The sequence below is a fragment of the Candidatus Pelagibacter bacterium nBUS_44 genome (genome assembly GCF_051200895.1).
GTDB lineage: Bacteria > Pseudomonadota > Alphaproteobacteria > Pelagibacterales > Pelagibacteraceae > Pelagibacter.
The window spans coordinates 622,243-648,411 of the sequence record NZ_CP172838.1 but is presented as its reverse complement, the minus strand read 5'-3'; the positions used below and the strand labels follow the sequence as shown (position 1 = coordinate 648,411).

Sequence of the window (26,169 nt, the reverse complement as noted above, 5' to 3'; positions counted from 1 at the left end):
AAATGAATAAGACAGCTATTTATCCAGGTACATTTGATCCCATCACTTATGGTCATATTGATGTTATTAAAAAAGCATTAAAGTTATTTGATAAAATTGTGGTTGGAGTATCTGATGTAAGTAATAAAAATTACTTATTTAATTCTGATGAACGTATTGATATTGTTAATAAAGCATTATTTAAAGATCTAAAATTAAACCCAAAAAAAATATCAATTGTTCCATTCAGTTCTCTTACAACTGACCTTTGTAAAAAATATAAATCAAACATAATTTTAAGGGGCTTAAGAGCTGTTTCTGACTTTGAGTATGAATTTCAATTAGCTGGTATGAATAGAAAACTTAACAATAACATTGAAACAATTTTTTTAATGTCCGATGTTGAAAATCAAATAATATCGTCACGATTTGTAAAAGAAATTGTTAAATTAAATGGCGACATAAGAAAATTTACTACCAAAAGTACAATTAAATCTCTAAAAGATAAATATGAGTAGATTTTTAACAAATATATTTATTTTATTTTTTTTATTTACTAATCAATTAACAGCACAGGAGAATATAATGATTTTAAAACTAAAAGATGGTGATGTAAAAATTGAGTTATTTGAAGATTTAGCTCCAAATCATGTAAAAAGAATTAAAGAGTTAGCTGACAGTGGTAAATACGATAATGTTGTATTCCATAGAGTTATTGATGGATTTATGGCTCAAACTGGTGATGTAAAATTTGGTAATTCAGAAACCGGTGATTTTGATTTACGAAGAGCTGGAATGGGTGGTTCAGATCTACCAGATTTAAAACAAGAATTTAGTAACGTGCCACATGATAGAGGCACTCTCTCTATGGCAAGATCATCTGATCCTGATAGTGCAAACAGTCAATTTTTTATATGTTTTAAACCATCACCTTTTCTAGATAGACAATACACTGTTTTTGGTAAAGTTTTAGAAGGAATGGAATTTGTTGATAAGATCAAAAGAGGAGATGAGAGTAACAACGGATCAGTATCAGATCCAGATAAAATTATCAGTTTCAATTCTCAATAATTTCTTTAAATGGCATTAAAAAATTTTGCCTTTAAAATTTTAAGTAAAGATAAATTTGCTAGATGTGGATTAATTGAAACCCATAGAGGTAATATTAATACACCTTCTTTTATGCCTGTTGGCACTCAAGCTACCGTAAAAGCTTGTACCATTGATGATATTAAAAAAACTGGATCAGAAATAATATTGTCTAACACTTATCATTTAATGATAAGACCAGGTGTAGAAAGAGTACAATCAGCTGGTGGTCTTCATAATTTTATGAATTGTGATTTACCAATTCTTACAGATTCAGGTGGATTTCAAGTAATGTCTTTATCCAAACTTAATAAAATTGATAGAGAGAAAGGTGCAATTTTTAATTCACACGTTGATGGTAAAAAATTCTTTTTAAGTCCTGAAGAAAGTATAAGAATCCAATTGGGACTTAACTCAGATATAATAATGATTATGGATGAGTGTCCTCGAAAATCTAATGACTACGAATTGATAAAAAAATCAATGAATTTATCTTTATATTGGGCAGAGAGATCAAAAAAAGCTTTTGGTCAAAACCCTCACAAGGCTCTCTTTGGTATTATTCAGGGCGGTTTGTTTAAAGATCTTAGAATTAAATCATTAACTGAATTGTTTAGAATTGGCTTTGATGGTTACGCGATGGGTGGGTTAGCAGTAGGAGAGTCACAAAATGAAATGTTTGGAGTTTTAGACGATATTAAAGAACATCTTCCTGAAGATAAACCTCACTATTTAATGGGTGTTGGTACTCCATCAGATATAATTGGTGCTGTAAAAAGAGGCATTGATATGTTTGATTGTGTTTTGCCCACAAGATCAGGAAGAACTGGATTAGCATTTACGTGGGAAGGAAGGATAAATATAAAAAACAATAGATATCAAACCGACAATACTCCATTAGACCCTAATTGTAGTAATTTAAATCTTAACAAATATTCAAAAAACTATTTAAATCATTTATTCAATACTAATGAGATTTTAGCCTCTATGCTCTTAACTCTTCACAATATTAATTTTTATCAAGAATTAATGTCAGCAATTAGAAAAAATATATTAGAAGGTACATTTGATCAATTTCATGACAAATACATTGATAAGTTGTAGTAGATAAACAATTTTTAGTTCAATTTGACGTTTGAAAAAATAGAATAATTCTGTATATAACAATTATTCAATTTGAATATATGGGGGCCCTTAGCTCAGTTGGTAGAGCAATTCCCTTTTAAGGAATGGGTCGATGGTTCGAGTCCATCAGGGCTCACCACTATTCAAATTATGAAAATTTAATTGGTGGATAATCTAAAAGTACTCCATTCATTTTTTCATTTAAATCTTTAATTCTATTATCTGATGATGGATGTGTACTCATAAATTCAGGAGGTTCTTTACCTTTGTTAAGTTCCTTCATTCTTTCCCAAATTTTAACTGTTTCCCTAATGTCGTAACCGGATAAGGATGAAAATATCATTCCAAGATAATCAGCTTCACTTTCTTGCTTTCTATTAAAAGGATTTAGAATTCCAAGTTGCGCAAGTAAACCAACGGTATTTTGTCCTGTGGTTCTGTTAATATCCGATAAAACACCACCACTGGCTATATCAATAATTCTAGTTCCAACATTTAATAAAGTTCCTCTACTAGCTCTTTCAACAGAATGTTTTGCAACGGCATGAGCAATTTCATGACCCATTACTGCAGCTAGACCATTTGTATTTTTTGTAGCATCTAATATACCCGTGTAAACAGCTATCTTTCCACCAGGCATACACCAAGCATTACGTACTTTTTTTTTATCAATTAAAATGTATTCCCAATCAAAATTTTTTGTTGGATCATTTAAATTTTCTCTATCAAAATACTCAGAAATTGAGTCTTCCATTTTTTTACCAATTTCTTTGATTTCATTAAGTGTTTTAGTGTCATCACTCATTTTTTCTTTTTCTTTAATTTTTTCATAAATTCTAGCAGCTTGCGCGTTAAGCTTAGCTTCAGAAACAATTTTTAACTGTTTTCTTTCAGTAATTGGAGCTGTTGTACAAGAGGGTAGTAAAAAGCTGCCACAACCACAACCCACATAAGATAAAAATTTTCTTCTATTCATTTTCATATAAAATTGATAATAACACTATATCATGAATCTTAATAATAAAATTCTATTAGTATTATTTATTGTTGCAATTTCTTTTGTAATTTATTCAAGTTTTAACTGATAATATGAAAAAAAAATCAAAGCGAAAAGCATTATCCCTAACACTTCGTAATTATTTTATTACTGGTGTAGTTGTACTGATTCCAATTGGTTTTACTTTGTATCTTAGTAAAATTTTAATAGGCTTATCTTCAAATTTAATTCCAAAAAATCTTAACCCTAATCATTATTTACCTTTTGATATTCCTGGCATAGAAATTTTAATTTCAATATTATTAATAACTATAGTGGGTGGTCTATCTTTATCTTTTTTTGGAAGAAGAATTCTGAAATTGATTGATGATTTATTTAAAAGAATTCCTTTTTTAAGAACTGTTTATTCTGCAATTGTTCAAATGACCGAAACATTCTCCAAAAAAGATGACAATAAAAAAAGCGTTGTTTTGATTGAATACCCAAGAAAAGGTGTTTGGGCTGTAGGTTTTGCAACGAAGGAAAATACTGGTGAGATGGCAGAAAAAACAAATAAAAAATTAATCAATGTTTTTGTTCCAACTACACCAAATCCTACAAGTGGTTTTTTGTTAATGTTTCCAATTGAAGATGTGATTTATTTAAATATGACTTTTGAAGAAGCATCTAAATTTATTGTTTCTGCAGGAACTTCTAGCAAACAATCCTAGGCAATATCATTTATAATATCCGCTCTATCGTATAATTTTATAAGTGGCTTATACTTGCTAATATTAGCATTATCTTGTTCAATTCTTCTAATTTCTTTCTCTGCTAGTAGAAAGAGATCACTATTATGTATTGGGTCAGCTAATTTAAAATTTTTAATTCCACTCTGTTTAAAACCCAATATATCTCCGAAACCTCTAATTTTCATATCTTCTTCAGAAATGTAAAAACCATCAGTAGATTCTTTTAAAATATTGATTCTTTTTTTTGCATTTTCACTTAAGTTAGATTTAAACATCAGTATACATGTAGAGTTTTTATCACCCCTTCCAACTCGTCCTCTAAGCTGGTGTAGTTGTGATAATCCAAATTTATTTGCATTTTCTATTATTATTACGTTAGCATTTGGAAAATCTATACCAACTTCAATAATTGTCGTAGATACTAAAATTTTAAATTTATTCTTTAAGAAATTATCTAAGATTATCTCTTTATCCACTAAATCAGTTTTGCCATGCAGCAAAGATACTTGATTTGGAAAAAATTTATTTAAGTATTCAAACTTCTTAACAGCTGATGAGTGGTCTAATTTTTTACTTTCCTCAATAAGTGGGCAGACCCAAAAAATTTGATTTCCAGATTTTATCTCTTTATTAACAAATTTAATTATATCATCAATTTTATTTTCTAATTTACTATATGTTTTGACAGGTTTTCTAGATTTAGGTTTTTCTCTTATAATTGAAAGGTCCATATCTCCATAAAGTGTCATCGTTAATGTTCTGGGTATAGGGGTTGCAGTCATTAATAAAACATCACAATTTTTTCCACCTTTATCAGATAAGCGTTTTCTTTGATTAACACCAAATTTATGTTGTTCATCTATAATAATTAATCCTAAATTTTTAAAAAGAACTTTTTTTTGAAAAATAGCATGAGTCCCAAATATTATGTTTATTTCATTATGGGCTAATTTTTTTAAAATTTCTTTTTTAGTTTTGTATTCAGATTTTCCAGAAATTAAATCTATATTGATTTGATTTAAAAAGAGTTTTTTTGCAAAATTGAAATGTTGTCTTGCTAATATTTCCGTTGGTGCCATGAAGGCGACTTGAAATCCAGAATTAACACTATTGTACGCAGCAAGTAAAGATACTATAGTTTTTCCACTTCCAACATCTCCTTGAAGTAGTCTAAACATTTTATTTGTTGATGAAAGGTCGTTATTTATTTCTTCTAATGTTTTTATTTGATCTTGAGTAAGTGTAAATTCTAATTTTTTTAGAATTTTATTTTGTTTTGTTTTATCTACAAGTTTTCCTATTTTTTTTATTTTTTTAATTTTTTTTCTTATTTCAGAGTTTACTAAAAATGTAGAAAAAATTTCATCAAAAGCTAATCTTTGATAAAAATTTTTTTTATCGTTACCTATATTTTCTGGTTTATGTAATTCAATAATTGCTTCATTCCATTTTATATTTCCAAATTTATCTAAAATATTTTTTGAATGCCATTCATTTAAAATGGGCAGATTTTTTATTATTTGATTAATGATTTTGTTATAAATTTTTTCTGAAATACCTTCGGTTAAAGAATATGTGTTATGTTTTTGTTTTATGAGTGACGAGTCTTCAGAGATATACTTGGGATTAGTAAGCTGATATTTGTTTCTAAAAAAACCAATTTTTCCACTAACAGTTATTTCTTTTCCTAAAGGAAGAATTTTTTTTACATAGCCTTCGTAACTATTAAAAAAAATACAATCAATTGAACCTGTTTCATCAAAACAAGAAACTTTATTTGGAAGATTTCTTACCCTAGGAAAAAAAAACTTTTTAGGCACAACAGTAACTGTTTGAGTTTCACCAATTTTCAAATCCTTAATTTTTGTCGACCTACTTCTGTCTGTATATGATTTAGGTAATTTCCATAATAGGTCAAAAATATTATTAATTTTCTTTTTCTTTAATAAGTTAGTCGTTTTAGCACCAACACCTTTAAGATTTGTTAAATCTGACAATAGATATTCATAATTACTTTTATTAGTCATTAAGTAATAATATATTATATTTATGAATCTCTATATAGATCAATTAAAAAAAAAGATTATCTACAGATCTAATTATCGTGGCACAAAAGAAATGGATAAACTTTTAGGAACTTTTACAAAAAAATATATTGATGAGTTAAGTCTTAATGATCTTTCTGATCTAGAAGAATTATTAAATGTAGATGACGCTAATTTATTCAATTACTATAATAATTTAGATTACGATTTCAAATTTAAGGAAAATCATATCACTATTCTATTCAAAAATTATAAATATGTTGATAAATAAAATTAGTGGCGGAAGGACTGAGATTCGAACTCAGGAAAGAGTTGCCCCTTTGCCGGTTTTCAAGACCGGTGCATTCAACCACTCTGCCATCCTTCCGTGAAGAGTGTTTTATTATTATAATTATTTAATTCAACCATAAAATAGTCTAATAAAAGCTTTAAGTAATTAATCAATATTTCCTATGAATAAAGAATTTAACAAAGGATTGTTCTTAGCTGGATTTGGATCTTTTTGGTGGGGTTTTTTTGGAGTTCTTTATTTTAAATATATTACATATATTGGTCATATCGAATTAGTTGTTCACAGATGTCTATGGACAACATTTACACTGATAATAACAACATTTTTTTTTTCAAAATGGGATATTTTTTTTACTATAATTAAAAGTAAAAAAAATTTATTTTATTTATTCTTATCTGGTTTTCTTATTTTCATTAATTGGGCAGTATGGATATATGCTATTGCTACTAATAGAATAATTGATGCAAGTTTCGGTTATTTTATGATGCCAATTTTAAGTGTAATGTTAGGCTATATTTTTTTTAAAGAAGAACTTAATAAAAAAAGAATTTTATCCATTATATTAGTTATTATATCTATTTTGTATTTAGTCTTAATAAGCTTCAAGTCATTACCGTGGGTCGGTATTATAGTTGCTTTAAGCTGGGGATTTTACAATCTAATTAGAAAAAAAATAAATATTGATACTGACATAGGACTTTTAATTGAAAGTATTTATATTTTACCATTTGCTATAGTTGCTTTTTATTTAATAACTATAAACGGACATAATGATTTTAAATTATCTAATCCACCAATGATGTTATTTATTTTTTTGGCTGGACCGATGACAGTAATTCCATTATTTCTATATATTAGAGGAGTTGAACTGTGTGGATTAGGACCAACAGGTATGATTTTTTATATCACACCAACACTTCAATTTTTACTTGGTTATTTCTATTACGATGAACCTTTTTCAATGGCAAAATTAGTTAGTTTTATTTTTATATGGATTGCTGTAATCATATATTTAAAGGATTTATATGAAACTAATTAAATATATATTTATCATTATCATTATTAGCTTCACGTCATCATTATCAGATGACCAGACTGATTTTCAAAAGTGGAAAAAAGATTTTAAAAAAATTGCACTAAAAAACGATATATCTGAAAAAACTTTTGACATTGCTATGGCCAAGGTCAAATTTTTACCCAATGTTATAAAATATGATAGATACCAACCTGAATTTTATGAGGATACCAAAACTTATGTTTCAAAACGAACATCAAAAAAGAAACTTTCAAAAGGTGTAGATTTTTATAAAGACAACATTGAATTAATAAACACAATAGAAACCAAATATAAAATTGAAAAAGAACTTCTCTTAGCTTTAATGGGTATAGAAACTAATTTTGGTACTTATGTTGGTAAAATGGATATTTTATCTTCGTTAGCAACTCTAAGTTTTGACAAAAGAAGATCTGAATTTTTTTCAAATGAATTATTGATATTATTAAAATTAATTGAAAATGACAAAATTGATTACAAAACTTTATATGGCTCTTGGGCTGGTGCATTTGGTTTTTTTCAATTTATGCCATCAACAATGAAAAACTACGCTATAGATTATGATAAAAATAATTATATCAATCTAAAAAATAATAATGATGCATATGCTTCAGCAGCTAATTATTTAAGTCAAATAGGATGGAAAGATGATCAGCCATGTTTTTACAAAATAGATTTATCAAATGAAATACCCGAAAAATATTTAAATGTTTCGGCAAAAAATTTACATAATAAAAAAAAATTAAGATATTTCAGAAAATATATATACAATAACCAAAATTTAGATAAAAAATTTGATAATTTAGAATCATCAATTATTACACCTGATAAAGATATTATCCCTGATGCAGAAAATTTAAATCCTGCATATATAGTTTTTAACAATTATGAGATTATTCTAAAATGGAATAGGTCTTTAAGATTTTCGTTAGCTGTGTGTACACTAAAAGATAAGTTTACCAATGAATTATAAAAATTTATTAATAATAATTTTTTTTACTTTTTTTGTTGGTTGTGAACAATATAGTACAAGTAAAAAAATTACAGATAGAAATATATCAAGTAAATATAAAAATTCAGGTTTTGCTTTAATTTATAAAGATATTTTGAAAGATGAAAAATTAATATCAAAAAAAATTGATAATAGATCATTATTAATTTTTCATAAAAGTTTGAAAAAAAATTCATTTGTGAAAATAACAAACCTCAAGAATCAAAAAACAATTATAGCCGAAGTTGCATCAAACAAAGCTAAATTTTCAGATTTTTATAATTGTGTTATTACAGATAGAATTGCAGAGGAGCTATCTCTAGACCCAAATGAACCTTATATTGATTTAGTTTTGATTTCACAAAACTCATCTTTTATTGCAAAAAAAGCTAAAACTTTTAATGAAGAGAAAAATGTTGCAGAAAAAGCACCCGTAGATGGTATTAAAATTGATAATTTAGCAGGTACTGACAAGAAAAAAAAGGTTGTTATCAAAGATAAAGATTTTAAATACTCAATAAAAATAGCTGATTTTTATTATAAGGACTCTGCAGAAAGCATGATTAATAGAATTATTAATGAAACCAATGTAGCGAATACTATTATCAAAAAAATATCTAAAACTAAATATAGGGTATTATTAGGACCGTTTAATGATATAAAAAAAATTGAAAGTACTTTTAATGAAATTAAATCATTAAATTTTGAAAATTTAGAAATTTTGAAAGATGTTTAGAAAATTATTTTTAATTATATTTGTTAATTTTTTTATATCAGGGTCAGTATATGCCGACCTAAATGTCAAAGCTAGAACTGCTATTTTACAAGACTTTCTTTCTGGTGAAATACTTTATGAGAAAGAACCAGATATGTCTATATATCCAGCTTCAATGACTAAAATTATGACAGCAATAATTGCTTTTGATTTGATTAAATCTGGAGATTTAACTTTAAACGAAAAATTTATTATTTCTGAAAAAGCCTGGAGATTATCCACATCTGGTTATTCTTCGATGTTTATTATGGTTGGTGACAATGTATCTGTTGAAAATTTGCTTAGAGGTATAATAGTTGCTTCAGGCAATGATGCTTGCGTAGCATTAGCTGAAGGTATAGCAGGAACAGAAGAAGAATTTGCTATTTTAATGACCGCAAAGGCTAGAGAAATTGGAATGGAAAATACTAATTTTGCAAACTCATCAGGAATAAATAATCCTGAAAATTATTCAACAGTAAGAGATATTTTGCTTATGTCCGATTATTTAATTAGAAATCATTCTGAATTTTATAAAATATTTTCAGAAAAAGAGTTTACGTGGGATAGAACTGGAGGAGACCCAATAACACAAGGTAATCGAAATCCGTTACTTTATAAGAACTTTGGGGCAGATGGCATTAAAACTGGATATTTAGCTGTTGAAAAGTATTCATTGGCTTCATCAATAAATCGTAAAGGAAGACGTTTGATAGCTGTTGGAAGTGGATTTAATACAAAGAACGCCAGATCAAGAGAAAGTTCAAAATTGCTAACTTATGGTCTTACAAATTTTGATTTAGTAAAAATAGCAAAAACAAAAGAATCTTTTCAAAAAGTTAATGTATGGCTAGGTAAAAATGAAACTGTTGATGTATATACAAATCAGGATATTTACAAATCAATCAAAAAAGCAAAAAAAAAACTTTTAAAAGTTACTATTAAATATGATGGACCAATTGAAGCTCCAATTAAAAAAGATGATAAAGTTGCTATTTTGAAAGTAGTTTATGATAATGAGTTAGTTGGTGAATACGATTTACTGGCTTCAAAAGAAGTTAAAAGAGTAAATTTTGTATCAAGACTATTGAAATCACTTAATTACCTCATTTGGGGCGATGTCTAAAAAACCTATAATAGTTTTTGAGGGGATAGAAGGAAGTGGAAAAAGTCATCATATTTCTGTTGTATCAAGATATCTGAATAAAAAAAAAATTAGCTTTATAAGAATAAGAGAACCAGGTGGCAATCCAAATTCTGAAAAGATAAGAAAATTAATTTTAAATAACAAATCAAATTTTAATCAAAATACAGATTTATTATTATATATGGCAGCACGTAGTGAAAATATTGACATTATCAAGAAATCATTCAGAAAAAAAGTGATTTTAATTGATAGATTTACTGACTTAACAATAGCATATCAGCATTACGGCATGGGTGTTGATATTAATTTAATCAAAATTTTAAATAAGTATTTATTAAAGAATATTAATGTGAGCTTCACATTTTTAAATATAGTTAATCAAAAAAATCTTCAAGAAAGATTAAAACAAAGAAAATCATTAAATAGATATGATAAATTTAAAACATCTTTTTACAATAAAGTACAAAATGGATTTTTAAAATTATCTAAAAAACAAAAAAATAAATATCAATTAATTAATTCAAATTTAGACATAGTAAAAAATGAAAAGTTAATTTTAAGTAAAATTGATAAATTAATTAAATGAATTTAAATCCAGTTAATCAATTATCTTTATACGGTCATCATTTTGAATTTTCTAACTTTATTGACCTTTATAAAGATAAAAAACTACCAAATAAAATATTATTATCAGGTGAAAAGGGGATTGGAAAATCTACACTAGCATATCATATTATTAATCATATTTTATCATCTGATGAAGAATTTTCTTATGATGAAAATAATTTCAAAATTAATCCTGATAATAAAACATTTAAATTAATCATAAATAAATCTAATCCAAATTTTATTTCAATTGATATTAATAATGATAAAAAAAGTATTGATATAAATCAAATTAGAAATTTAATCTTAACTCTAAATAAATCATCTTTTAATACAAAGCCAAGATTTGTACTTATAGATAATATTGAACTTTTAAATATTAATTCAGTTAATGCTTTATTGAAAATACTTGAAGAACCTAACGATAATATATATTTTATATTGATTAATAATAACAAGAAAATATTACCCACACTTAAATCCAGATGTCTAAACTACAATATTCACCTTACTTCAAGTAAATCTTTTGATATTACAAACAAAATTTTAGATGAAAATTATCTGGATTTAATTCATGAACAAATAACAAATTATTATAACACTCCAGGTTCAATATTGAATTTATTAGACTTTGCTAATAAAAATGATTTTGATTTAAAGGAAGTTAATTTAAAAGATTTAATTAAAAAAATTATAATAGATAAAAAATATAAAAAAGATCAATTTACTAAACATCTACTATATTCACTAATGGAAATTTATTTTAGAAAAAATGTAACAGTTAAAAATATTAGACTTTTAGAAATCCAAAATTATTTTATAAAAAAGATTAACAATACAAAAATATTTAATCTAGATGACGAAACTTTATTAATGGAATTTGAAGATAGGGTTTTAAATGGATAAAACGTTTTATATCACCACACCTATTTACTACCCATCAGCTAAACCACATATGGGACATGCTTATTCTAGTATAATAGCTGATTTTTTAGCTAGATTTAAAAAAATAGATGGTTTTGATGTTCAATTTTTGACTGGCACTGACGAACATGGGTTAAAAATACAACGTTCAGCGGAAAAGCAAAATATTGACCCTTTAGAATTTTGCAATCAAATTAGCCAAACATTTAGAGACCTCTCAAAAACACTAAATTTAACTAACACAGATTTTATAAGAACTACAGAAGACAGGCATAAAAAAACTGTCCAACATTTGTGGAATGAACTCGAAAAAAATGATGATATTTATTTATCAAAATATTCTGGCTGGTATTCAGTATCTGATGAAGCATTTTATAATGAAGATGAAATAGAAGATATGGATGGTGTTAAAAGATCTATTTCTTCGAAATCATCTGTTGAATGGATTGAGGAAGAGTTATATTTTTTTCGATTATCTAAGTGGGAAAAACCTCTACTTGATTATTATGAATCACATCCAAACTTTATTGCCCCTGAGTTTAGAAAAAATGAAGTTATCAGTTTTGTTAAAAATGGATTAAAAGATTTATCTGTTAGTAGAAAAAGTTTTTCATGGGGAATAAAAGTTCCTAACAATGATGATCATGTTATTTATGTTTGGCTTGATGCTTTAACAAATTATATTAGTGCTTTAAATTATCCTGACACAAATAATAAATTATTCAAAAATTTTTGGCCTGCATCAATTCATTTAATTGGAAAAGATATTTTAAGGTTTCATGCTGTATATTGGCCAGCTTTTTTGCTAGCAGCTAAAATAGATTTACCATTAAGAGTTTATGGTCATGGTTGGATTTTATCAGGTGATGAAAAAATGTCTAAATCAAAAGGTAATATTTTAGATCCAATAGAAATAATTAATGAATACGGGTTAGATCCATTAAGATATTATTTAATCAAAGAAGTGTCTTTCGGAAATGATGGAAATATATCACAAGAAAGGCTTGAAGATTGTATAAATAGCGATCTTGCTAATAATTATGGAAATTTATGTCAACGTGTTACCGCATTTGCTATAAAGAATTGTAATAGCGAAGTCCCAAAAAACATTAAGTTTGAAAAAGAGGATCTAAAAATTTTAGATAAATATAAAAATAATTTATCCCAAATAAGAGATAAAATTGATAACCAGGATATAAATTTCTATATAGATTTTATTATAAATTCATTATTTGAAGCTAATAAATATTTTAATGATCAAGAACCATGGAAAAAAAAAAAGACCTAGTGAGATTAAACACAATAATTTATACAACTCTAGAAATTGTTAGAAAAATTAGTTTTTTACTTTATCCAATAATTCCACAGTCATCTATAAAAGCTTTAAAAATTTTTGATCTTTCTGAAAATGATATCAATTTAACTTCTGTTGGGGAGAATGAAGTTTTATTAAAAGGAAGTAAAATTAATAAAATCGATATTCTTTTTAAAAAAATAGATAAAAACAATGATTGATTCACACTGTCATTTAGATCACGAACCTTTATTAAGTGATTTAACCAATGTAATTAAACGCTCAAAAGAAGTTGGAATAAAAAAAATATTAACAATTTCAACTTCTTTTAAGAGTTTCGACCGTATTAAGAAAATCATTCAAGAAGACGAAATGATTTATGGTACTATTGGTATACATCCACATGAAACAAGCGAAAATAAAATTACTTCAGATATCATAGTAAAAAACATCACTGAAAATAAAAAAATAATTGGTATTGGAGAAACAGGTTTGGATTTTTATTACAACAATAGCGATCAAAATGATCAAAAAATAAGTTTTAAAGAGCATATTGAGGCTGCTATTAAAACTAATTCTCCATTAATTATTCATTCAAGAGATGCTGAAAAATCAACTTTCGATATATTAAGCGATTATAAAAACCAAAATCCCAAAATACTTATGCATTGCTTTACAGGTAGTAAAGATTTTGCAAAAAAACTTTTATCACTTAATGCTTATTTTTCTGCCAGTGGTATTATAACTTTTAAAAACTCTCAAAATTTGCAAGAAACATTTAAATTTTTACCTATGGATAAAATTTTAATAGAAACAGATAGTCCTTTTTTAGCGCCAGTACCTAACAGGGGTAAAAAAAATGAACCATCTTTTATTGATCATATAGCTCAAAAATTAGCTGTTATAAAAAGCATTTCAAAATCAGAGATAGTTAATTTTACAACAAATAATTTTAATAAACTTTTTTTTAATTAGATTTTATGAAGTTTATAATTCTTGGATGTGGAAGTTCAATGGGTGTACCTCGCCCAGATGGTTATTTTGGTAATTGTGACTCTAAGAATAAAAAAAATTACAGAACAAGATGTTCTGCTTTAATCAAAACAGATTTTGAAAATATTTTAATTGATACTTCTCCAGATTTACGTTTCCAAATGTTAAATCAAAAAATAAAAAGTATTCATAAAGTTTTTTATTCACACATGCATGCAGATCAAACACACGGAATAAATGATTTAAGATCTTTTTTTTTATCCAATAAAAAACCAATTAATGTTTTTGCTGATAGGGCAACATCAAAATATTTAAGAAAAAATTTTTCATATTGTTTCGATAAACAAAGTAGAGAATATCCGGCCACACTTATGCTGAATAATTTTAGTAAAAAATTATTTATTAATAATAAAAATAAGAATATTTTAATTAAACCTATTAAAGTTCAACACGGTAACGTTCATTCTATTTGTTATATTGTAGATAAAAAATTAGCTTATATAAGTGATGTAAATAAAATTTATAAAAAAGATTATAAATATTTCAAAAATCTTAGATATCTTATTATTGATTGTCTTTGGTATAGAAATCATCCTTCACATTTTAATTTAGAAAAATCTCTAGAAATGATAAAAAAATTTAAACCAAAAAAAGCTATTTTAACTAATCTTCATACAGATATAGATTATGAAGAAATTAAGAGAAAATTACCTAAAAATATTGTTCCTGCATACGATGGATTATCAGTAACTTTATAAAATCTGATTTAATTTATTTATAATTTTTTTAGATATTGGTCCCGTAAAAGAAGCAAATGTGTCTTCAATTTTACCATTTTTATTTATCAAAATTTTGTGAAAATTCCATTTAGGTACTGTGGATTTGCCGTACGTATCTTTTGCCCAGATGTAAATAGGGTGAGCATTATCACCTTTTACCTCATACTTACTGGTCATAGGGAATGTAATGTTAAAATTTGTTTCACAAAAATTTTTAATATCACTTTCAGTTCCTGGTTCTTGTCCACCAAATTGATTTGTTGGTACGCCAATTACAACTAAACCTTTATCTTGAAAATCTTCATATAATTTTTGCAAATCATCATATTGTTTTGTAAAACCACACTTGCTTGCTACATTTACTAACAATATAGTTTTACCATAAAATTTTGAAAGATCTAATTCCTCCCCATTAATTGAGTTTATTTTAAAGTCAAAAAAAGTTTTAGAATTATCAGACATAGTTTTATTTAAAAAAGAAAACATAATAATTAATATATAAATGATAATTTTTTTATTTAACATTTATTTTTTTAATGACATTGACAAGATTATATATCCAAAAACTGTAGATAATAACGATCCAGTTAAAACACCAATTTTTACACCGTCTATATATTGAGTATTTTCTATAAAAGCTAAATTTCCAACAAATAAACTCATCGTAAATCCAATTCCTGTTAAAATAGAGACACCATATAAACTTAACCAATTCGAATTGTTTGGAGCTTCTGCAAATTTGAATTTAATCGAAATAAAAGAAAACAATAAAACTCCAATTTGTTTTCCAAAAAATAATCCACACAAAATTCCAAGTGGCACTGGTGCAAGTAGACTGGATAAAGATAAGCCTTCTAAGCTTACACCAGCATTAGCAAATGCGAAAAGTGGCATTATAATAAATGCTACATAGGGTGAGATTGCATGTTCTATTTTAACTAGTAATGAAAAATCTTTATCTTTAATTCTGTGGGGTATTGTGGACGCTAATAAAACACCTGCAATAGTTGCATGTATGCCTGATTTATAAGTGAAAAACCACATAAATAGACCGATGATTAAATAAGGAATAAATATTTTTACTGAAAATTTATTCAAAACTAAAAGTAAAATATAACTTAATAAAATAAGGCTTAGATACGGAATACTTAAATCTCCAGAATAAAAGAAAGCTATTATTAATATAGCACCAAGATCGTCAATAATTGCTAAAGCTGTTAAAAAAACTTTTAATGATATTGGAACTCTTGAACCTAATAATGATAATATACCTAAAGAAAAAGCTATATCAGTGGCGGAAGGTATAGCCCAACCATTCATTGTTTCTGAATTCCCCCAATTAATAACAATGTAAAATAGTGCAGGGACCAACATACCACCAACAGCAGCAATAATTGGAAGCATAGCTTGCTTTATATTTGAAAGCTCGCCTTGTAAAAACTCTCTTTTTATTTCCAAAGTAACAAAGAAGAAGAATATTGCCATTAGAGCATCGTTTATCCAATGATGAACTGAGAGTTTTAAACCAAATTCATTAATGCCAATAAATAAATATTTTTCAAGACTATGAAAATATAAATCACCTAAATCACTATTGCTTATTAATAGTGCAAGAATTGCAGCTATTAACAATATTAGTCCACTTGCTGCTTCTAGTTTAAAAAACCATTTAAAAGGTTTGGATAAATAGTTAATCATAAAATTTTAAGATAGGTCTATAATAAATAGCTTTATATCTTGCAATGTTTCAAATAAGTTAAATAGTATTATTTCTATACCTGGAAAAACGTTAATAATTGGGGCTTTTAACGTATCAACTAAGATTATAAATGCTACAAAAGATATGACTAAAACTATTAAATATGAAAAAAATTTGCCACCTGAACTTCTTTTCTTTATATGAGTTTTTTTACTATCTAAATTATCTATAGTTTTTTTCTCTTTATTTTTTGGTTTTTCCTGAATTATTGATTCATTTTTATCAGTTATTTTTTCAATTTCTTTTTTTGGTAAATTATCTTCAACCTTTGTATTAAGAAGATCTTCATTAAGAGTTAATGGTAAAGAGTTTTCATTTTCTACTTTATAAAACCAAATATTTTCACATGAACCGCATTGTAAATCTCGTCCTTCCACAGGTAACAAATTAGGGTCTATTTGGAATTTTTTCTTACAATTAGGACACGTAATAATCATGCTTCGTTTTATATCAGATTTTTATTAAATTTCTTTTATTTTTGATGTCTTTATACTTTGAAATTATCAATATCTGCTGTAATAGTACTCGGATCGGAGTGTAGCGCAGCCTGGTAGCGCATCTGGTTTGGGACCAGAGGGTCGCAGGTTCGAATCCTGCCACTCCGACCATCTTTTATGAAAAAAGCAATTATTTATATACCTAATAAAAATCCAATGCAGTCAGGTTTAGCTAAAAATGATAAATGGATTTTAGAATTTAAAACTAAAGACCCAACAACAAACCCTTTAATGGGATGGGAAAGCTCATCTGATACACTTACAGAATTAAAGTTAGAATTTTCATCTAAGGATCTTGCTATAAATTATGCGAAAAGGAAGAAAATTGAATATGAATTAATTGAACCGCGTAAAAGAAAAACAGTAAAAAAATCATATGCTGATAATTTTCTAAAATAACAAATGTTTAGATTCTTTAAATTAAAAAAATGGATTATGTGGTCTTGGTTAGGATCGTTTGTTATTTTATTTTCTCTATGGGTCCAAGTTAAAATCGATGTAAAAATTAACGAATGGTTTGGTGTTTTTTACGATATGATTCAAAAAGCTCTTGCTGCGCCTAATGCTATTACCATAGAAGAGTATTGGAGTAGTTTAGCATCTTTTATAACATTGGCTGGAATGTACATTGCTCTTTATGTAGCTATAAGTTTTTTAACAGCTCATTATTTATTCAGATGGAGAACAGCAATGGTTGAATGGTATCATAGTGTTTATGATGAAGCTGCCAAAATAGAAGGTGCCTCTCAAAGAGTTCAAGAAGATACAATAAAGTTTACAAGAATTATGGAAGGTCTTGGTACTAGTTTTGTTGAGTCTGTAATGGTTTTAATTCAATTTACTCCAATTTTATTAGGTCTTTCGATTGGTATACCAATTTTCTTTTTTGGTGATTGGCAATACGGATTAATAACAGGTGCTCTTCTTTGGACAATAGGAGGAACAATTTTTTTGATAGGATTAGGTTGGTTATTAAGATTAGTTGGTGTTGAATATGATCTTCAAAAAAAGGAAGCTGCGTATAGAAAAATATTAGTCATAGCAGAGGATGATAATAACATAAGGCCTAAAACAATTGACGAGTTATTTGCAGATGTTCGTTCAATTCACTTTTTAAGCTACATACGTTATTTATATTTTAATATTGGTAGAATGGCTTATTTACAAGCAAATGTATTATCTGCATATGTATTTTTAGCTCCCGCTATAGTTGCTGGTGTTGTGACATTGGGTGTTATGCAGCAAATTATTAGAGCTTTTGGTAGAGTAGAAGGTTCAATGCAGTACCTTTTAAAGGCATGGCCAACTATAATTGAGCTAGCAAGCGTTTATAAAAGATTAAGGGAATTTGAGTCTCAAATAAATACAAAAGTAATAGTAGATGAAAATATTTAATGACAATAGATAAAAGATTTATTGATCAATTTGTAAATGTTACATCAAAAGCAGCTCTAGCCTCATCATATTTAATTGGTAAAAAAGATAAAATTGCTGCAGATAAAGCAGCTGTAGACGTCATGAGATCTGAATTAAATAAAATTGATATGACGGGAAAAGTTGTAATTGGGGAGGGGGCTCTTGATGAAGCGCCTATGTTATTCACAGGTGAGATGCTCGGCACAAAAAATGGACCAAACTTTGATATAGCTGTTGACCCTGTAGAGGGAACTAATTTTGTTGCAAATAACTTACCAGGAGGAATAGCTGTTCTAGCAATTGCAGATAAAGGCAATTTATTTAATGCACCTGAAACTTATATGAATAAAATAGCGACAGGAAAAATTGAAAAAGGTTTAATTGATCTTGATTATCCACTTGAAAAAAATATCAAAAATTTGTCTGAATTTAAAGGTAAAGAATATTCTTCTCTTACAGTTTGTTTATTAGACAGACCTCGTCATAAAAAGATAATTGATAAATTAAAAGAATTAAAAGTAAATATAAAACTAATTTCTGATGGAGACGTGCTTGGTGCTCTATACGTATCTGATCCAAAATATAATGTCGATATGTTTGTTGGAATAGGTGGTGGACCAGAAGGTGTACTTGCAGCATCTGCTCTTGATAGTTATGAGTGCCATTTCCAAGGTAGATTTATTTTTGACAATGATAAAGATATTATTGAAGCAAAATCTATGGGTATCACAGATTTAGAAAAAAAATATAATTTATCTGAATTAGTTAAAGGGGACTCTCTTTTTTGTGCCACAGGTATTACCAATTCTGATATTTTAAATGGAATTAAAATCGATAATAATGATTATATATCTGAAACTTTAGTAACTCATAAAGATAGTAATTTAAAAAAAATTTTAAAAAAAATTACTTCTTTAAATGAATGATTTCAATTTCTGGAAAAAATTGGGTTGAAAAAAAAGTTAATAAAAATTTAATAGAAAAGATTAAGCAAGATTTTAATTTTAAAGATATTTTAGCAAGATTAATTGTTTTAAGAAATTACGACATTACGGAAATAAATAATATTAATAATAGCTTGAAATTAACCAATATCTTTAAAAACAATTCAGATTTTATTAGTGCCTCAAATATTTTGTTAAATTCAATTAACAAAAAAGAAAATATATGCATTCTAGGTGATTATGATGTTGATGGTATTTCTGCAACTTCTTTATTAATTAGATATTTTAAACATATTAAACAAAATTTTTTTTATTACATTCCTGAGAGAGAAAAAGATGGATATGGCGCAACAACTAAACTTTTTCAAAAACTAATATCAAAAAAACCAAAATTAGTAATCATGGTTGATTGTGGCTCAACATCAAATAAAGCAATTGATTATCTTAATCAAAAAAATATTAAATCTATAATAATTGATCATCATGAAATGAATAGGCCTTACCCAAAGTCAAACGTGATTATAAATCCCAAAAAAAAAACTGATTATGGTGAGTATGACTACTTATGTTCTACAACATTAACATATTTTTTTATTGATATGGTTATTCTAAAAACGAAATCTAAATTTCAATTATCAGATTTTTTGATCTATGTACTTTTAGCTACGGTTTGTGATGTTATGCCATTAAGAAAACTTAATAAAATATTAACCTCTAATGTACTTAAAAATTTTAAATTGGAAAATAATTTAGCTTTTAAAACTATATTTGATGAATTGAATCTAAAAAGAAAACTTACTGTTGAAGATTTAGGTTTTTTAATTGGTCCTATTATAAATTCTGGCGGTAGACTTGGTTATTCTAATTACGGTGCAGAATTGTTAACTTCTAATAATAAAGACACATTACAAAAAAAAACTTCAGAACTTATTAATCTCAATAATAAAAGAAAAAAATTAGAAAAAAATATTTTAAATGAAATTAATTTTACTAAAATATCTAAAAAAAATAAGAATGTTATAATTTATCACGATAATAACATGCATGAGGGGCTTATAGGAATCATAGCAGCAAGATTAAAAGAATATTTTAACAAACCGGCTATTGTTTTAACAAAATCTAATAATTTATTAAAAGCTTCTGCTAGATCAACTAAAAATTATAATATTGCCAAAATAATAAAATTACTAATAGATAAAAATATAATTGAAAATGGTGGTGGCCATAATATGGCAGCTGGTTTTTCGATTAAAAAAAATAATTTAAAATTATTAGATGATTTTATTCAAAAAGATTATTTAACAAATAATCAAAATTCCAAATTACTTTTTAAATATGATTCTGAGATATCTGCTTCAGCTTTAAACAAAGATTTTTATGATGAAATTGATAAACTAGGTCCATTTGGTATCGATAATGAATTACCTATTTTTTTGATCAAAAATGTAAAAATATTTAAACCTAAATTGGTTGGAGAAAATCACATCTCCTTAATAATAAAACCATCATCAGGACATTCTATAAAATCAATATGTTTTAACTGCGTCAATACTAAAATAAGTGAATATTTATTATCTTATAAAAAAAAAATTAATATTATTGCTCATATTACTGAAAATTCTTTTAACAATAAAAAATCTATTCAATTGAATATAAAAGATTTGTTTCTTTCAGGTAATTGAGCTTGAAATATATAAACTTTTAAAATAAAAGACCTTTTGATGGTCCCTTCGTCTATCGGTTAGGACAGCTGGTTTTCATCCTGCAAAGGGGGGTTCGATTCCCCCAGGGACCGCCACACATAAATTTTAGTTTATATAAATGGTCTATTATGTTTATTTAATAAAAACCTTAAAAGGGTTCATTAATAAATCATACGTAGGATATACAAATAATCTTTCAAAAAGAATAGATAAACACAATAATAATTTAGGTGCAAAATCAACCAAAGGTTATAAATGGGAGCTTATTTATAAAAAAAGATTTTATTCAAAAAATAAAGCTCTTTCATTTGAATATAAACTTAAAAAAGATAGAAATGAAAGATCAAGATTAATTAATGATTTCAAAAAAAATTCAAAGTCTTAAAATAGCAACAATTTTACCTTATAAAGAAAATTATTCTTTAGAAAAAGCATCTGCTGCATCTTTATGGGTTGCAGAATTTTTTAAAAATTCAAAGTTCAAAAACAATAATATTATATATGGATATACAAAATCAAAAAATTATTTAACAAAAAATTATATTAACATTTCTTTAAAAAGTATTGGTTCTAAATTTAAAAGCTCCACAAACGAATATAGTAAGAAATTGATTAGTGAAATTAATACTAAACATTTTGATATAGTTGAAATTCATAATAGACCTTTAATTTTTTTTAATTTGGTTAATTATATTGACTCAAGGTTTATTTTTTATTTTCACAATGATCCTTTATCAATGAAAGGTTCAAAAAAAGTTTCAGAAAGATTATATATTTTAAAAAATTCTGAAAAAATCATTTTTGTAAGTGAATGGGTAAGAAAAAGATTTTTTATAGATTTAGATAAAAAACTTTCAGCAAAAACTGAAGTGATATACCCAAGTGTTAATACTCAGGTTAGTTCTAAAAAAAATAAATTTATTACATTTGTAGGTAGGTTAAATTATTCTAAAGGTTATGATATATTCAGTAAATCAATAATTAAGATATTAGATGAATTTCCAAAATGGAAAGCTTTATCTATTGGTGATGAGGATAGAAGATCTATCTATATTAATCATAAACAACATAAAGAATTAGGTTTTTTAAGTCACAAAAAAACTCTAGATATATTAAACAAGTCAGAAATTGCTGTTGTACCATCAAGATGGGATGAGCCTTTTGGTAGAACAGCGCTTGAAGCTAGTTCAAGAGGTTGTGCTACAATTATTTCTAATAGGGGAGGTTTAATAGAAACTACAGATCATGCTGTCATACTTAAAAAATTAGATGAGGTAAATTTATATAAAGAATTAAAAAGATTAGTTAAAAATTTAAAGTTAAGAAGAAAAATACAAAAATTATGTAAAAACAATATTAAACATTCTATTAAAAACAATACAAAAATTATTGATCAAATGAGAGAAAGTATATTTCCAAAATATAGTTTTAATATTTTAAATAATAAGTTAAAGATTTTAAATTTATATAACCAAGGACAAAAACTTAATCATAGATTGTATAATATTTCATTAGGAAAAAAATTTACAAATGGTTTTATAAGAAATAACCATGATGTATTGGAGATTAGTGATCGTGATTTTCTAAAAACCAATAAAACCTTTAATTTATTTCCAAATAGAAAAAATTTTCAAAAATATTTACTTAACTCATTTAAGAATTATAACCCCGATTTATTTTTTTTTGGTCATACAAAGAATATTGATTTAAACACCATTGACGAAATCAAATCTTATAATAAAAATTTGATAATATCCCAATGGAACGAAGACCCAGTGATGCCAAGTTTAAACTATTCTAAGCAAAATATTTCTAATATAAATTTATATTCAAATTTTGTTGATCACAATTTTATAACAACACATCCTTCAGTAATTAAAAATAAAGTTAATTCAAAAAATTTTCATTTTTTCTTTGTGCCAGTTGATAAAAACATTGAATGTTTTGATGTATTTAATATGAAACCAAAAAAAGATCTGTTTTATGCAATGAGTCATGGTGTAAATCGAGCAGTACTAAAAACTGGTACCGAAGATACAAGGGTTAAGTTCTTAGATAAGCTTGTAAAAAAAATACCAAATATAAAATACGATTTTTATGGTTTTTCCAACAAACAACCGATTTGGGGGAATGATTTCAATAACCAGCTTATCAATTCTAAAATGGGTCTTAATTTAAGTAGAGGCAAACCAACAAAGTATTATTCTAGTAATAGAATAGCCTCTATTATGGGTAATGGATTATTAACCTTTATTGATGAAAAAGTTCAAATGAATGATTTTTTTACTAAAAATGAAATCATATTTTATAAAAATATAAATGATTTATCGGAGAAGATAAAATTTTATTCCACTAATGATAAATTAAGACAGAAAATAGCAAAAAAAGGTAAAGAAAAATATTTTAAGCTTTTTAATGAATCTAAAATAAGTAAATATTTTATTGATATTTCTCTCGGTAACGAGTCTTCATTATTCTAATAAATGACTAAATTTTTTAAAAACATATTCCGTCTAATATTAATTAACACACCTTTTTTTTATCATTTTCAATTATATAAAAAACTTTTTACCAAATTATAAAACAAAAAATAAATCTTTTAAGATAGAAAAAGAAATTTATGATAATTTTATTAGTTTGGACACTAATAAAAAATGGTTTTGTAATAATCTAAATTTTTTGACTAATAATTTAGATAATACTAACAATATTAATAATATGTTAGAAATAGGATCTTATGAAGGACGAAGTGCAATTTTTTTTTAAAAAAATATACAGAAGCACATATATCATGTGTTGATACATGGTGTGGTAGTGATGAACATGATAAAAATGAATTCATCAATATTGAAAAAAATTTTGATCTTAATACAAATTTTTTTTTAAAAATGAATAAACTCAAAAAATTTAAAATGACTTCAGATGAATTTTTTAAAATAAATTCTGATAAATTTGATTTAATTTTTGTGGATGGTGATCATAGCGCCAAACAAGTTTATAAAGATATAAATAATTCTTGGAACATTCTTAATAAGGGAGGGTGTTTAATTTTAGATGATTATATGTGGTGGTATTATAAAGATTTAAAAAAAAATCCTTCAACTCCAATTAATGAATTTATTTTGAATAATATTAATGAAATTACATATTTAAAAGTTTGGCACCAAGTAATTGTTAGAAAAAAAAATTAGAGTTTTATTTTATTAAGAGCATTGTTTTTAAACAAATTTGCTTCTTTAATATATCTTCGAACCATTTCGGTTGATTTATGGCCTGTCATAGCCATTATACTTCTTTCTTCTGCTCCAGATTCAGCAGCAGATGTAGCAAAACCTGACCTTAAACTATGACCAGAATAATTTTTACTATCTATACCCGCTAAATTTAAGTATTTTTTTATTAGAAGCGCTACTGTTTGATCGGTCAACCTATTCTCTGTCAGTTTTGAACTCTTTGAAAACCTTCTAAACAATGGTCCTGAGTTAATATTTGATATTTCAATCCATTTTTTAAGTGATAATACTGGACAATATTGTGAGCTATCAAAGTAGGGTAGTCCTTTTAAAGTACCTTCTCCAAATTGGTCTGTTTTGGATCTTTTTAAAGTGATTTTAAGGCCTTCTGGAACAAAATCTAAATCATCATAATCTAATGATACTATTTCATTTCTTCTAAAACCTCCTGAAAATCCAATTAAGATAATTGACCTATCTCTAATTTTTTTAATTTCATCCTTTTTTTGTTCATCTATTGCATTAATAATCTTTTTTAAACTATTGATTAGTATAGGCTTTTTCCCTTTTTGCACGCTACCTTTTCTCCTCTTTATACCCATAATATTTTCTATTATTGATGGGTGTTTTGTATCCAAATAATGCCCTTTTAGTTTATGAATAACTCCTATTGATACCAATCTACGTTTTAAAGTACTCATTTTTACATCTTTTGTAGATAAATGAGTTAAATATAATGAAACAATTTTAGGTTCAGTTGGAAGAGACTTTAATCCATTCTGTGCACAAAATAATCCAAAATCATTAAAATCTGATTTGTAAGCTCTTACAGTGTTATTTGCCTTAGAGCTTTGTAAATTTAATATAGTTTCTTCCTGTAATGCTTTTAAATCTGTTATTATATTTTTCATAATTATTACTATTGATAACCATTAATTATCGTTAGTAATATACTAATAGATTTTCAATGTCAATTAAAATAAATTAGATAAATGGATACTGGAATCTGGATGATTGTAATAATTTTAACTTTATAAAAGTAAAATAGTTAATATTTTCAATTATTTTAATTAATTTATTAAAGTTTATGATTAGAAATTTAAAAAATACAGATAAAGAAAATTGGTCTGAATTATATAATGGCTATGCCAATTTCTATAAAGCCCCAATGAAAAAAGAAATTTTAGAAACTTTATGGGGATGGATTCAAGATGAAAATCATATTGTAAAGGGTATTTGTTTTGAATTAGAAGGTAAAATAGTTGGTATTGCTCATTATAGAACAATGCCAAGACCAATTAAGGGTAAATATATTGGTTTTTTAGACGATTTGTTTGTTGAGCCTGATTTTAGGGGTCAAAAAATAGCTCAAAAACTTATTAATTATCTAAAATCTTTATCTAAAGCCAATAATTGGGATGGAATTCGTTGGATCACCCACTCTTCCAATGAAAATGCAAAGAAATTATACGATAAAATAGCCAATAACACAGGGTTTGAACTCTATGAACTTAAAGGGGACTAAGTTCCAGCTAAAAGTCTGGAATTACTTGAGGAAAATACCCAGAGGTAAGGTTAAATCCTACCTTGATGTTGCTAAAGCCATTGGAAAACCTAAGGCATTCAGAGCTGTTGCTAATGCAGTTGGTAAAAACCCCTATCCTCCTTTAATACCATGTCATAGAGTGATCAGATCCGACGGAAGTCTCGGCGGATACTCGGGAAAAGGCGGAATACGCGAAAAAAGACGATTACTGAGTAAAGAGAAAATCTATTTAAAATAGTACTTTTTAACAAACTAGATGATCTAAAACCAT

28 protein-coding genes, 4 tRNA genes and 1 pseudogene are annotated in these 26,169 nt (G+C 26.2%); 26 read left to right on the top strand and 7 right to left on the bottom strand.

The features are described from left to right. Positions 1-2: 2 nt before the first annotated feature. The 4 genes from coaD to ACIJYB_RS03575 all read left to right on the top strand — a co-directional run bounded on the left by coaD (position 3) and on the right by ACIJYB_RS03575 (position 2,332). Positions 3-497: a pantetheine-phosphate adenylyltransferase gene (gene coaD / locus ACIJYB_RS03590; protein WP_435152413.1), complete on the top strand. Its 495-nt coding sequence runs from the start codon at positions 3-5 to the stop codon at positions 495-497. Further along, complete coding sequence (locus ACIJYB_RS03585) at positions 490-1,050, top strand: peptidylprolyl isomerase (protein ID WP_435152411.1); 561 nt, start codon at positions 490-492, stop codon at positions 1,048-1,050. Before coaD ends, ACIJYB_RS03585 begins: the two co-directional genes overlap by 8 nt. A 9-nt stretch (positions 1,051-1,059) precedes the next feature. Next, on the top strand, positions 1,060-2,172 hold the full coding sequence (gene tgt / locus ACIJYB_RS03580; RefSeq protein ID WP_435152408.1) for a tRNA guanosine(34) transglycosylase Tgt: 1,113 nt from the start codon (positions 1,060-1,062) through the stop codon (positions 2,170-2,172). 84 nt (positions 2,173-2,256) lie between these two features. Beyond that, a tRNA-Lys gene (locus ACIJYB_RS03575) sits at positions 2,257-2,332 on the top strand. Between the two features lie 9 nt (positions 2,333-2,341). Here the strand turns inward: ACIJYB_RS03575 and ACIJYB_RS03570 are convergent. After that, a complete protein-coding gene (locus ACIJYB_RS03570; RefSeq protein WP_435152405.1) occupies positions 2,342-3,169 on the bottom strand; it encodes a M48 family metallopeptidase in 828 nt (275 codons plus the stop codon). A 113-nt stretch (positions 3,170-3,282) separates the two neighbouring features. On the opposite strand from ACIJYB_RS03570, the gene ACIJYB_RS03565 reads away from it, so the two are divergent. Beyond that, entirely contained in the window at positions 3,283-3,900 is a 618-nt protein-coding gene (locus ACIJYB_RS03565) for a DUF502 domain-containing protein (RefSeq protein ID WP_435152402.1), read from the top strand. Here the strand turns inward: ACIJYB_RS03565 and recG are convergent. Then, a complete protein-coding gene (gene recG, locus ACIJYB_RS03560) occupies positions 3,897-5,948 on the bottom strand; it encodes an ATP-dependent DNA helicase RecG (protein ID WP_435152400.1) in 2,052 nt (683 codons plus the stop codon). The genes ACIJYB_RS03565 and recG overlap by 4 nt on opposite strands. 22 nt (positions 5,949-5,970) lie before the next feature. Between recG and ACIJYB_RS03555 the strand changes: the two genes are divergently transcribed. Continuing rightward, positions 5,971-6,237: a succinate dehydrogenase assembly factor 2 gene (locus ACIJYB_RS03555; protein WP_435152397.1), complete on the top strand. Its 267-nt coding sequence runs from the start codon at positions 5,971-5,973 to the stop codon at positions 6,235-6,237. Between the two features lie 6 nt (positions 6,238-6,243). Here ACIJYB_RS03555 and ACIJYB_RS03550 read toward each other — a convergent pair. Continuing rightward, positions 6,244-6,333, bottom strand: a tRNA-Ser gene (locus ACIJYB_RS03550). A gap of 85 nt (positions 6,334-6,418) precedes the next feature. Here ACIJYB_RS03550 and rarD point away from each other — a divergent pair. The 9 genes and pseudogenes from rarD to ACIJYB_RS03505 all read left to right on the top strand — a co-directional run bounded on the left by rarD (position 6,419) and on the right by ACIJYB_RS03505 (position 14,779). Then, positions 6,419-7,297: an EamA family transporter RarD gene (gene rarD, locus ACIJYB_RS03545; protein ID WP_435087109.1), complete on the top strand. Its 879-nt coding sequence runs from the start codon at positions 6,419-6,421 to the stop codon at positions 7,295-7,297. Then, positions 7,284-8,285: a lytic murein transglycosylase gene (locus ACIJYB_RS03540; RefSeq protein WP_435152395.1), complete on the top strand. Its 1,002-nt coding sequence runs from the start codon at positions 7,284-7,286 to the stop codon at positions 8,283-8,285. Before rarD ends, ACIJYB_RS03540 begins: the two co-directional genes overlap by 14 nt. Further along, positions 8,275-9,039 carry a hypothetical protein gene (locus ACIJYB_RS03535; protein WP_435152393.1) on the top strand — a complete coding sequence of 255 codons (765 nt, stop codon included), beginning with the start codon at positions 8,275-8,277 and terminating at the stop codon, positions 9,037-9,039. The genes ACIJYB_RS03540 and ACIJYB_RS03535 overlap by 11 nt, the downstream gene beginning before the upstream one ends. Beyond that, the gene (locus ACIJYB_RS03530; protein WP_435152390.1) at positions 9,032-10,183 is read left to right on the top strand and encodes a D-alanyl-D-alanine carboxypeptidase family protein; all 1,152 of its coding nucleotides are present in this window, start codon (positions 9,032-9,034) and stop codon (positions 10,181-10,183) included. Before ACIJYB_RS03535 ends, ACIJYB_RS03530 begins: the two co-directional genes overlap by 8 nt. Then, a complete protein-coding gene (tmk, locus tag ACIJYB_RS03525) occupies positions 10,176-10,790 on the top strand; it encodes a dTMP kinase (protein WP_435152387.1) in 615 nt (204 codons plus the stop codon). Before ACIJYB_RS03530 ends, tmk begins: the two co-directional genes overlap by 8 nt. Continuing rightward, positions 10,787-11,716 (top strand): AAA family ATPase, encoded by a 930-nt coding sequence (locus ACIJYB_RS03520; RefSeq protein WP_435152385.1) that lies wholly within the window; start codon positions 10,787-10,789, stop codon positions 11,714-11,716. The genes tmk and ACIJYB_RS03520 overlap by 4 nt, the downstream gene beginning before the upstream one ends. After that, a pseudogene (metG, locus tag ACIJYB_RS03515) lies at positions 11,709-13,249 on the top strand (methionine--tRNA ligase). The gene ACIJYB_RS03520 and the pseudogene metG overlap by 8 nt, the downstream one beginning before the upstream one ends. Further along, positions 13,242-14,003, top strand: coding sequence for a TatD family hydrolase (locus tag ACIJYB_RS03510; protein ID WP_435152382.1), 762 nt, complete (start codon positions 13,242-13,244; stop codon positions 14,001-14,003). The pseudogene metG and the gene ACIJYB_RS03510 overlap by 8 nt, the downstream one beginning before the upstream one ends. A 5-nt stretch (positions 14,004-14,008) precedes the next feature. Beyond that, positions 14,009-14,779: an MBL fold metallo-hydrolase gene (locus ACIJYB_RS03505; protein WP_435152380.1), complete on the top strand. Its 771-nt coding sequence runs from the start codon at positions 14,009-14,011 to the stop codon at positions 14,777-14,779. Here ACIJYB_RS03505 and ACIJYB_RS03500 read toward each other — a convergent pair. The 3 genes from ACIJYB_RS03500 to ACIJYB_RS03490 form a co-directional block, all read right to left on the bottom strand. Continuing rightward, on the bottom strand, positions 14,774-15,262 hold the full coding sequence (locus ACIJYB_RS03500; RefSeq protein WP_435152377.1) for a glutathione peroxidase: 489 nt from the start codon (positions 15,260-15,262) through the stop codon (positions 14,774-14,776). The genes ACIJYB_RS03505 and ACIJYB_RS03500 overlap by 6 nt on opposite strands. Positions 15,263-15,325: 63 nt before the next feature. Continuing rightward, positions 15,326-16,498, bottom strand: a complete 1,173-nt coding sequence (nhaA, locus tag ACIJYB_RS03495; protein WP_435152374.1) for a Na+/H+ antiporter NhaA — start codon at positions 16,496-16,498, stop codon at positions 15,326-15,328. Positions 16,499-16,504: 6 nt separating this feature from the next. After that, entirely contained in the window at positions 16,505-16,996 is a 492-nt protein-coding gene (locus ACIJYB_RS03490) for a zinc-ribbon domain-containing protein (protein ID WP_435152372.1), read from the bottom strand. 94 nt (positions 16,997-17,090) lie between these two features. Here ACIJYB_RS03490 and ACIJYB_RS03485 point away from each other — a divergent pair. From ACIJYB_RS03485 to ACIJYB_RS03445, 9 genes are all read left to right on the top strand, one after another. Next, positions 17,091-17,167 (top strand) — tRNA-Pro (locus tag ACIJYB_RS03485). A 6-nt stretch (positions 17,168-17,173) separates the two neighbouring features. Beyond that, a complete protein-coding gene (locus ACIJYB_RS03480; RefSeq protein WP_435152369.1) occupies positions 17,174-17,455 on the top strand; it encodes an ETC complex I subunit in 282 nt (93 codons plus the stop codon). Between the two features lie 3 nt (positions 17,456-17,458). Further along, positions 17,459-18,451, top strand: a complete 993-nt coding sequence (locus tag ACIJYB_RS03475; RefSeq protein WP_435152366.1) for a putative transporter — start codon at positions 17,459-17,461, stop codon at positions 18,449-18,451. Continuing rightward, positions 18,451-19,398, top strand: a complete 948-nt coding sequence (gene glpX, locus ACIJYB_RS03470; RefSeq protein WP_435152364.1) for a class II fructose-bisphosphatase — start codon at positions 18,451-18,453, stop codon at positions 19,396-19,398. The genes ACIJYB_RS03475 and glpX overlap by 1 nt, the downstream gene beginning before the upstream one ends. Beyond that, on the top strand, positions 19,395-21,098 hold the full coding sequence (recJ, locus tag ACIJYB_RS03465) for a single-stranded-DNA-specific exonuclease RecJ (RefSeq protein ID WP_435152362.1): 1,704 nt from the start codon (positions 19,395-19,397) through the stop codon (positions 21,096-21,098). Before glpX ends, recJ begins: the two co-directional genes overlap by 4 nt. Before the next feature lie 41 nt (positions 21,099-21,139). Then, positions 21,140-21,214, top strand: a tRNA-Glu gene (locus tag ACIJYB_RS03460). 23 nt (positions 21,215-21,237) lie between these two features. Next, a complete protein-coding gene (locus ACIJYB_RS03455; RefSeq protein ID WP_435152360.1) occupies positions 21,238-21,504 on the top strand; it encodes a GIY-YIG nuclease family protein in 267 nt (88 codons plus the stop codon). Next, complete coding sequence (locus ACIJYB_RS03450; protein WP_435152357.1) at positions 21,476-23,599, top strand: glycosyltransferase; 2,124 nt, start codon at positions 21,476-21,478, stop codon at positions 23,597-23,599. The genes ACIJYB_RS03455 and ACIJYB_RS03450 overlap by 29 nt, the downstream gene beginning before the upstream one ends. Before the next feature lie 306 nt (positions 23,600-23,905). Continuing rightward, entirely contained in the window at positions 23,906-24,310 is a 405-nt protein-coding gene (locus ACIJYB_RS03445) for a class I SAM-dependent methyltransferase (protein WP_435152517.1), read from the top strand. Here the strand turns inward: ACIJYB_RS03445 and ACIJYB_RS03440 are convergent. Further along, positions 24,307-25,263, bottom strand: coding sequence for a site-specific integrase (locus ACIJYB_RS03440; RefSeq protein ID WP_435152354.1), 957 nt, complete (start codon positions 25,261-25,263; stop codon positions 24,307-24,309). The genes ACIJYB_RS03445 and ACIJYB_RS03440 overlap by 4 nt on opposite strands. Before the next feature lie 176 nt (positions 25,264-25,439). On the opposite strand from ACIJYB_RS03440, the gene ACIJYB_RS03435 reads away from it, so the two are divergent. Next, positions 25,440-25,877 (top strand): GNAT family N-acetyltransferase, encoded by a 438-nt coding sequence (locus ACIJYB_RS03435; RefSeq protein ID WP_435152351.1) that lies wholly within the window; start codon positions 25,440-25,442, stop codon positions 25,875-25,877. Continuing rightward, entirely contained in the window at positions 25,858-26,136 is a 279-nt protein-coding gene (locus ACIJYB_RS03430; protein WP_435152348.1) for a methylated-DNA--[protein]-cysteine S-methyltransferase, read from the top strand. Before ACIJYB_RS03435 ends, ACIJYB_RS03430 begins: the two co-directional genes overlap by 20 nt. Positions 26,137-26,169 lie beyond the last annotated feature (33 nt).

Bases quoted from the DNA above. Each gene is read 5' to 3' on its own strand.
- rarD (WP_435087109.1), top strand. From the start codon at position 6,419: ATGAATAAAGAATTTAACAAAGGATTGTTCTTAGCTGGATTTGGATCT.
- nhaA (WP_435152374.1), bottom strand. From the start codon at position 16,498: ATGATTAACTATTTATCCAAACCTTTTAAATGGTTTTTTAAACTAGAA.
- ACIJYB_RS03440 (WP_435152354.1), bottom strand. From the start codon at position 25,263: ATGAAAAATATAATAACAGATTTAAAAGCATTACAGGAAGAAACTATA.
- ACIJYB_RS03555 (WP_435152397.1), top strand. From the start codon at position 5,971: ATGAATCTCTATATAGATCAATTAAAAAAAAAGATTATCTACAGATCT.
- recG (WP_435152400.1), bottom strand. From the start codon at position 5,948: ATGACTAATAAAAGTAATTATGAATATCTATTGTCAGATTTAACAAAT.
- ACIJYB_RS03430 (WP_435152348.1), top strand. From the start codon at position 25,858: ATGAACTTAAAGGGGACTAAGTTCCAGCTAAAAGTCTGGAATTACTTG.
- ACIJYB_RS03455 (WP_435152360.1), top strand. From the start codon at position 21,238: ATGGTCTATTATGTTTATTTAATAAAAACCTTAAAAGGGTTCATTAAT.
- tmk (WP_435152387.1), top strand. From the start codon at position 10,176: ATGTCTAAAAAACCTATAATAGTTTTTGAGGGGATAGAAGGAAGTGGA.
- ACIJYB_RS03435 (WP_435152351.1), top strand. From the start codon at position 25,440: ATGATTAGAAATTTAAAAAATACAGATAAAGAAAATTGGTCTGAATTA.
- ACIJYB_RS03505 (WP_435152380.1), top strand. From the start codon at position 14,009: ATGAAGTTTATAATTCTTGGATGTGGAAGTTCAATGGGTGTACCTCGC.
- coaD (WP_435152413.1), top strand. From the start codon at position 3: ATGAATAAGACAGCTATTTATCCAGGTACATTTGATCCCATCACTTAT.
- ACIJYB_RS03510 (WP_435152382.1), top strand. From the start codon at position 13,242: ATGATTGATTCACACTGTCATTTAGATCACGAACCTTTATTAAGTGAT.
- ACIJYB_RS03490 (WP_435152372.1), bottom strand. From the start codon at position 16,996: ATGATTATTACGTGTCCTAATTGTAAGAAAAAATTCCAAATAGACCCT.
- ACIJYB_RS03520 (WP_435152385.1), top strand. From the start codon at position 10,787: ATGAATTTAAATCCAGTTAATCAATTATCTTTATACGGTCATCATTTT.
- ACIJYB_RS03475 (WP_435152366.1), top strand. From the start codon at position 17,459: ATGTTTAGATTCTTTAAATTAAAAAAATGGATTATGTGGTCTTGGTTA.
- ACIJYB_RS03535 (WP_435152393.1), top strand. From the start codon at position 8,275: ATGAATTATAAAAATTTATTAATAATAATTTTTTTTACTTTTTTTGTT.
- ACIJYB_RS03480 (WP_435152369.1), top strand. From the start codon at position 17,174: ATGAAAAAAGCAATTATTTATATACCTAATAAAAATCCAATGCAGTCA.
- ACIJYB_RS03530 (WP_435152390.1), top strand. From the start codon at position 9,032: ATGTTTAGAAAATTATTTTTAATTATATTTGTTAATTTTTTTATATCA.
- ACIJYB_RS03450 (WP_435152357.1), top strand. From the start codon at position 21,476: ATGATTTCAAAAAAAATTCAAAGTCTTAAAATAGCAACAATTTTACCT.
- ACIJYB_RS03540 (WP_435152395.1), top strand. From the start codon at position 7,284: ATGAAACTAATTAAATATATATTTATCATTATCATTATTAGCTTCACG.
- tgt (WP_435152408.1), top strand. From the start codon at position 1,060: ATGGCATTAAAAAATTTTGCCTTTAAAATTTTAAGTAAAGATAAATTT.
- ACIJYB_RS03565 (WP_435152402.1), top strand. From the start codon at position 3,283: ATGAAAAAAAAATCAAAGCGAAAAGCATTATCCCTAACACTTCGTAAT.
- ACIJYB_RS03500 (WP_435152377.1), bottom strand. From the start codon at position 15,262: ATGTCTGATAATTCTAAAACTTTTTTTGACTTTAAAATAAACTCAATT.
- ACIJYB_RS03570 (WP_435152405.1), bottom strand. From the start codon at position 3,169: ATGAATAGAAGAAAATTTTTATCTTATGTGGGTTGTGGTTGTGGCAGC.
- recJ (WP_435152362.1), top strand. From the start codon at position 19,395: ATGATTTCAATTTCTGGAAAAAATTGGGTTGAAAAAAAAGTTAATAAA.
- glpX (WP_435152364.1), top strand. From the start codon at position 18,451: ATGACAATAGATAAAAGATTTATTGATCAATTTGTAAATGTTACATCA.
- ACIJYB_RS03585 (WP_435152411.1), top strand. From the start codon at position 490: ATGAGTAGATTTTTAACAAATATATTTATTTTATTTTTTTTATTTACT.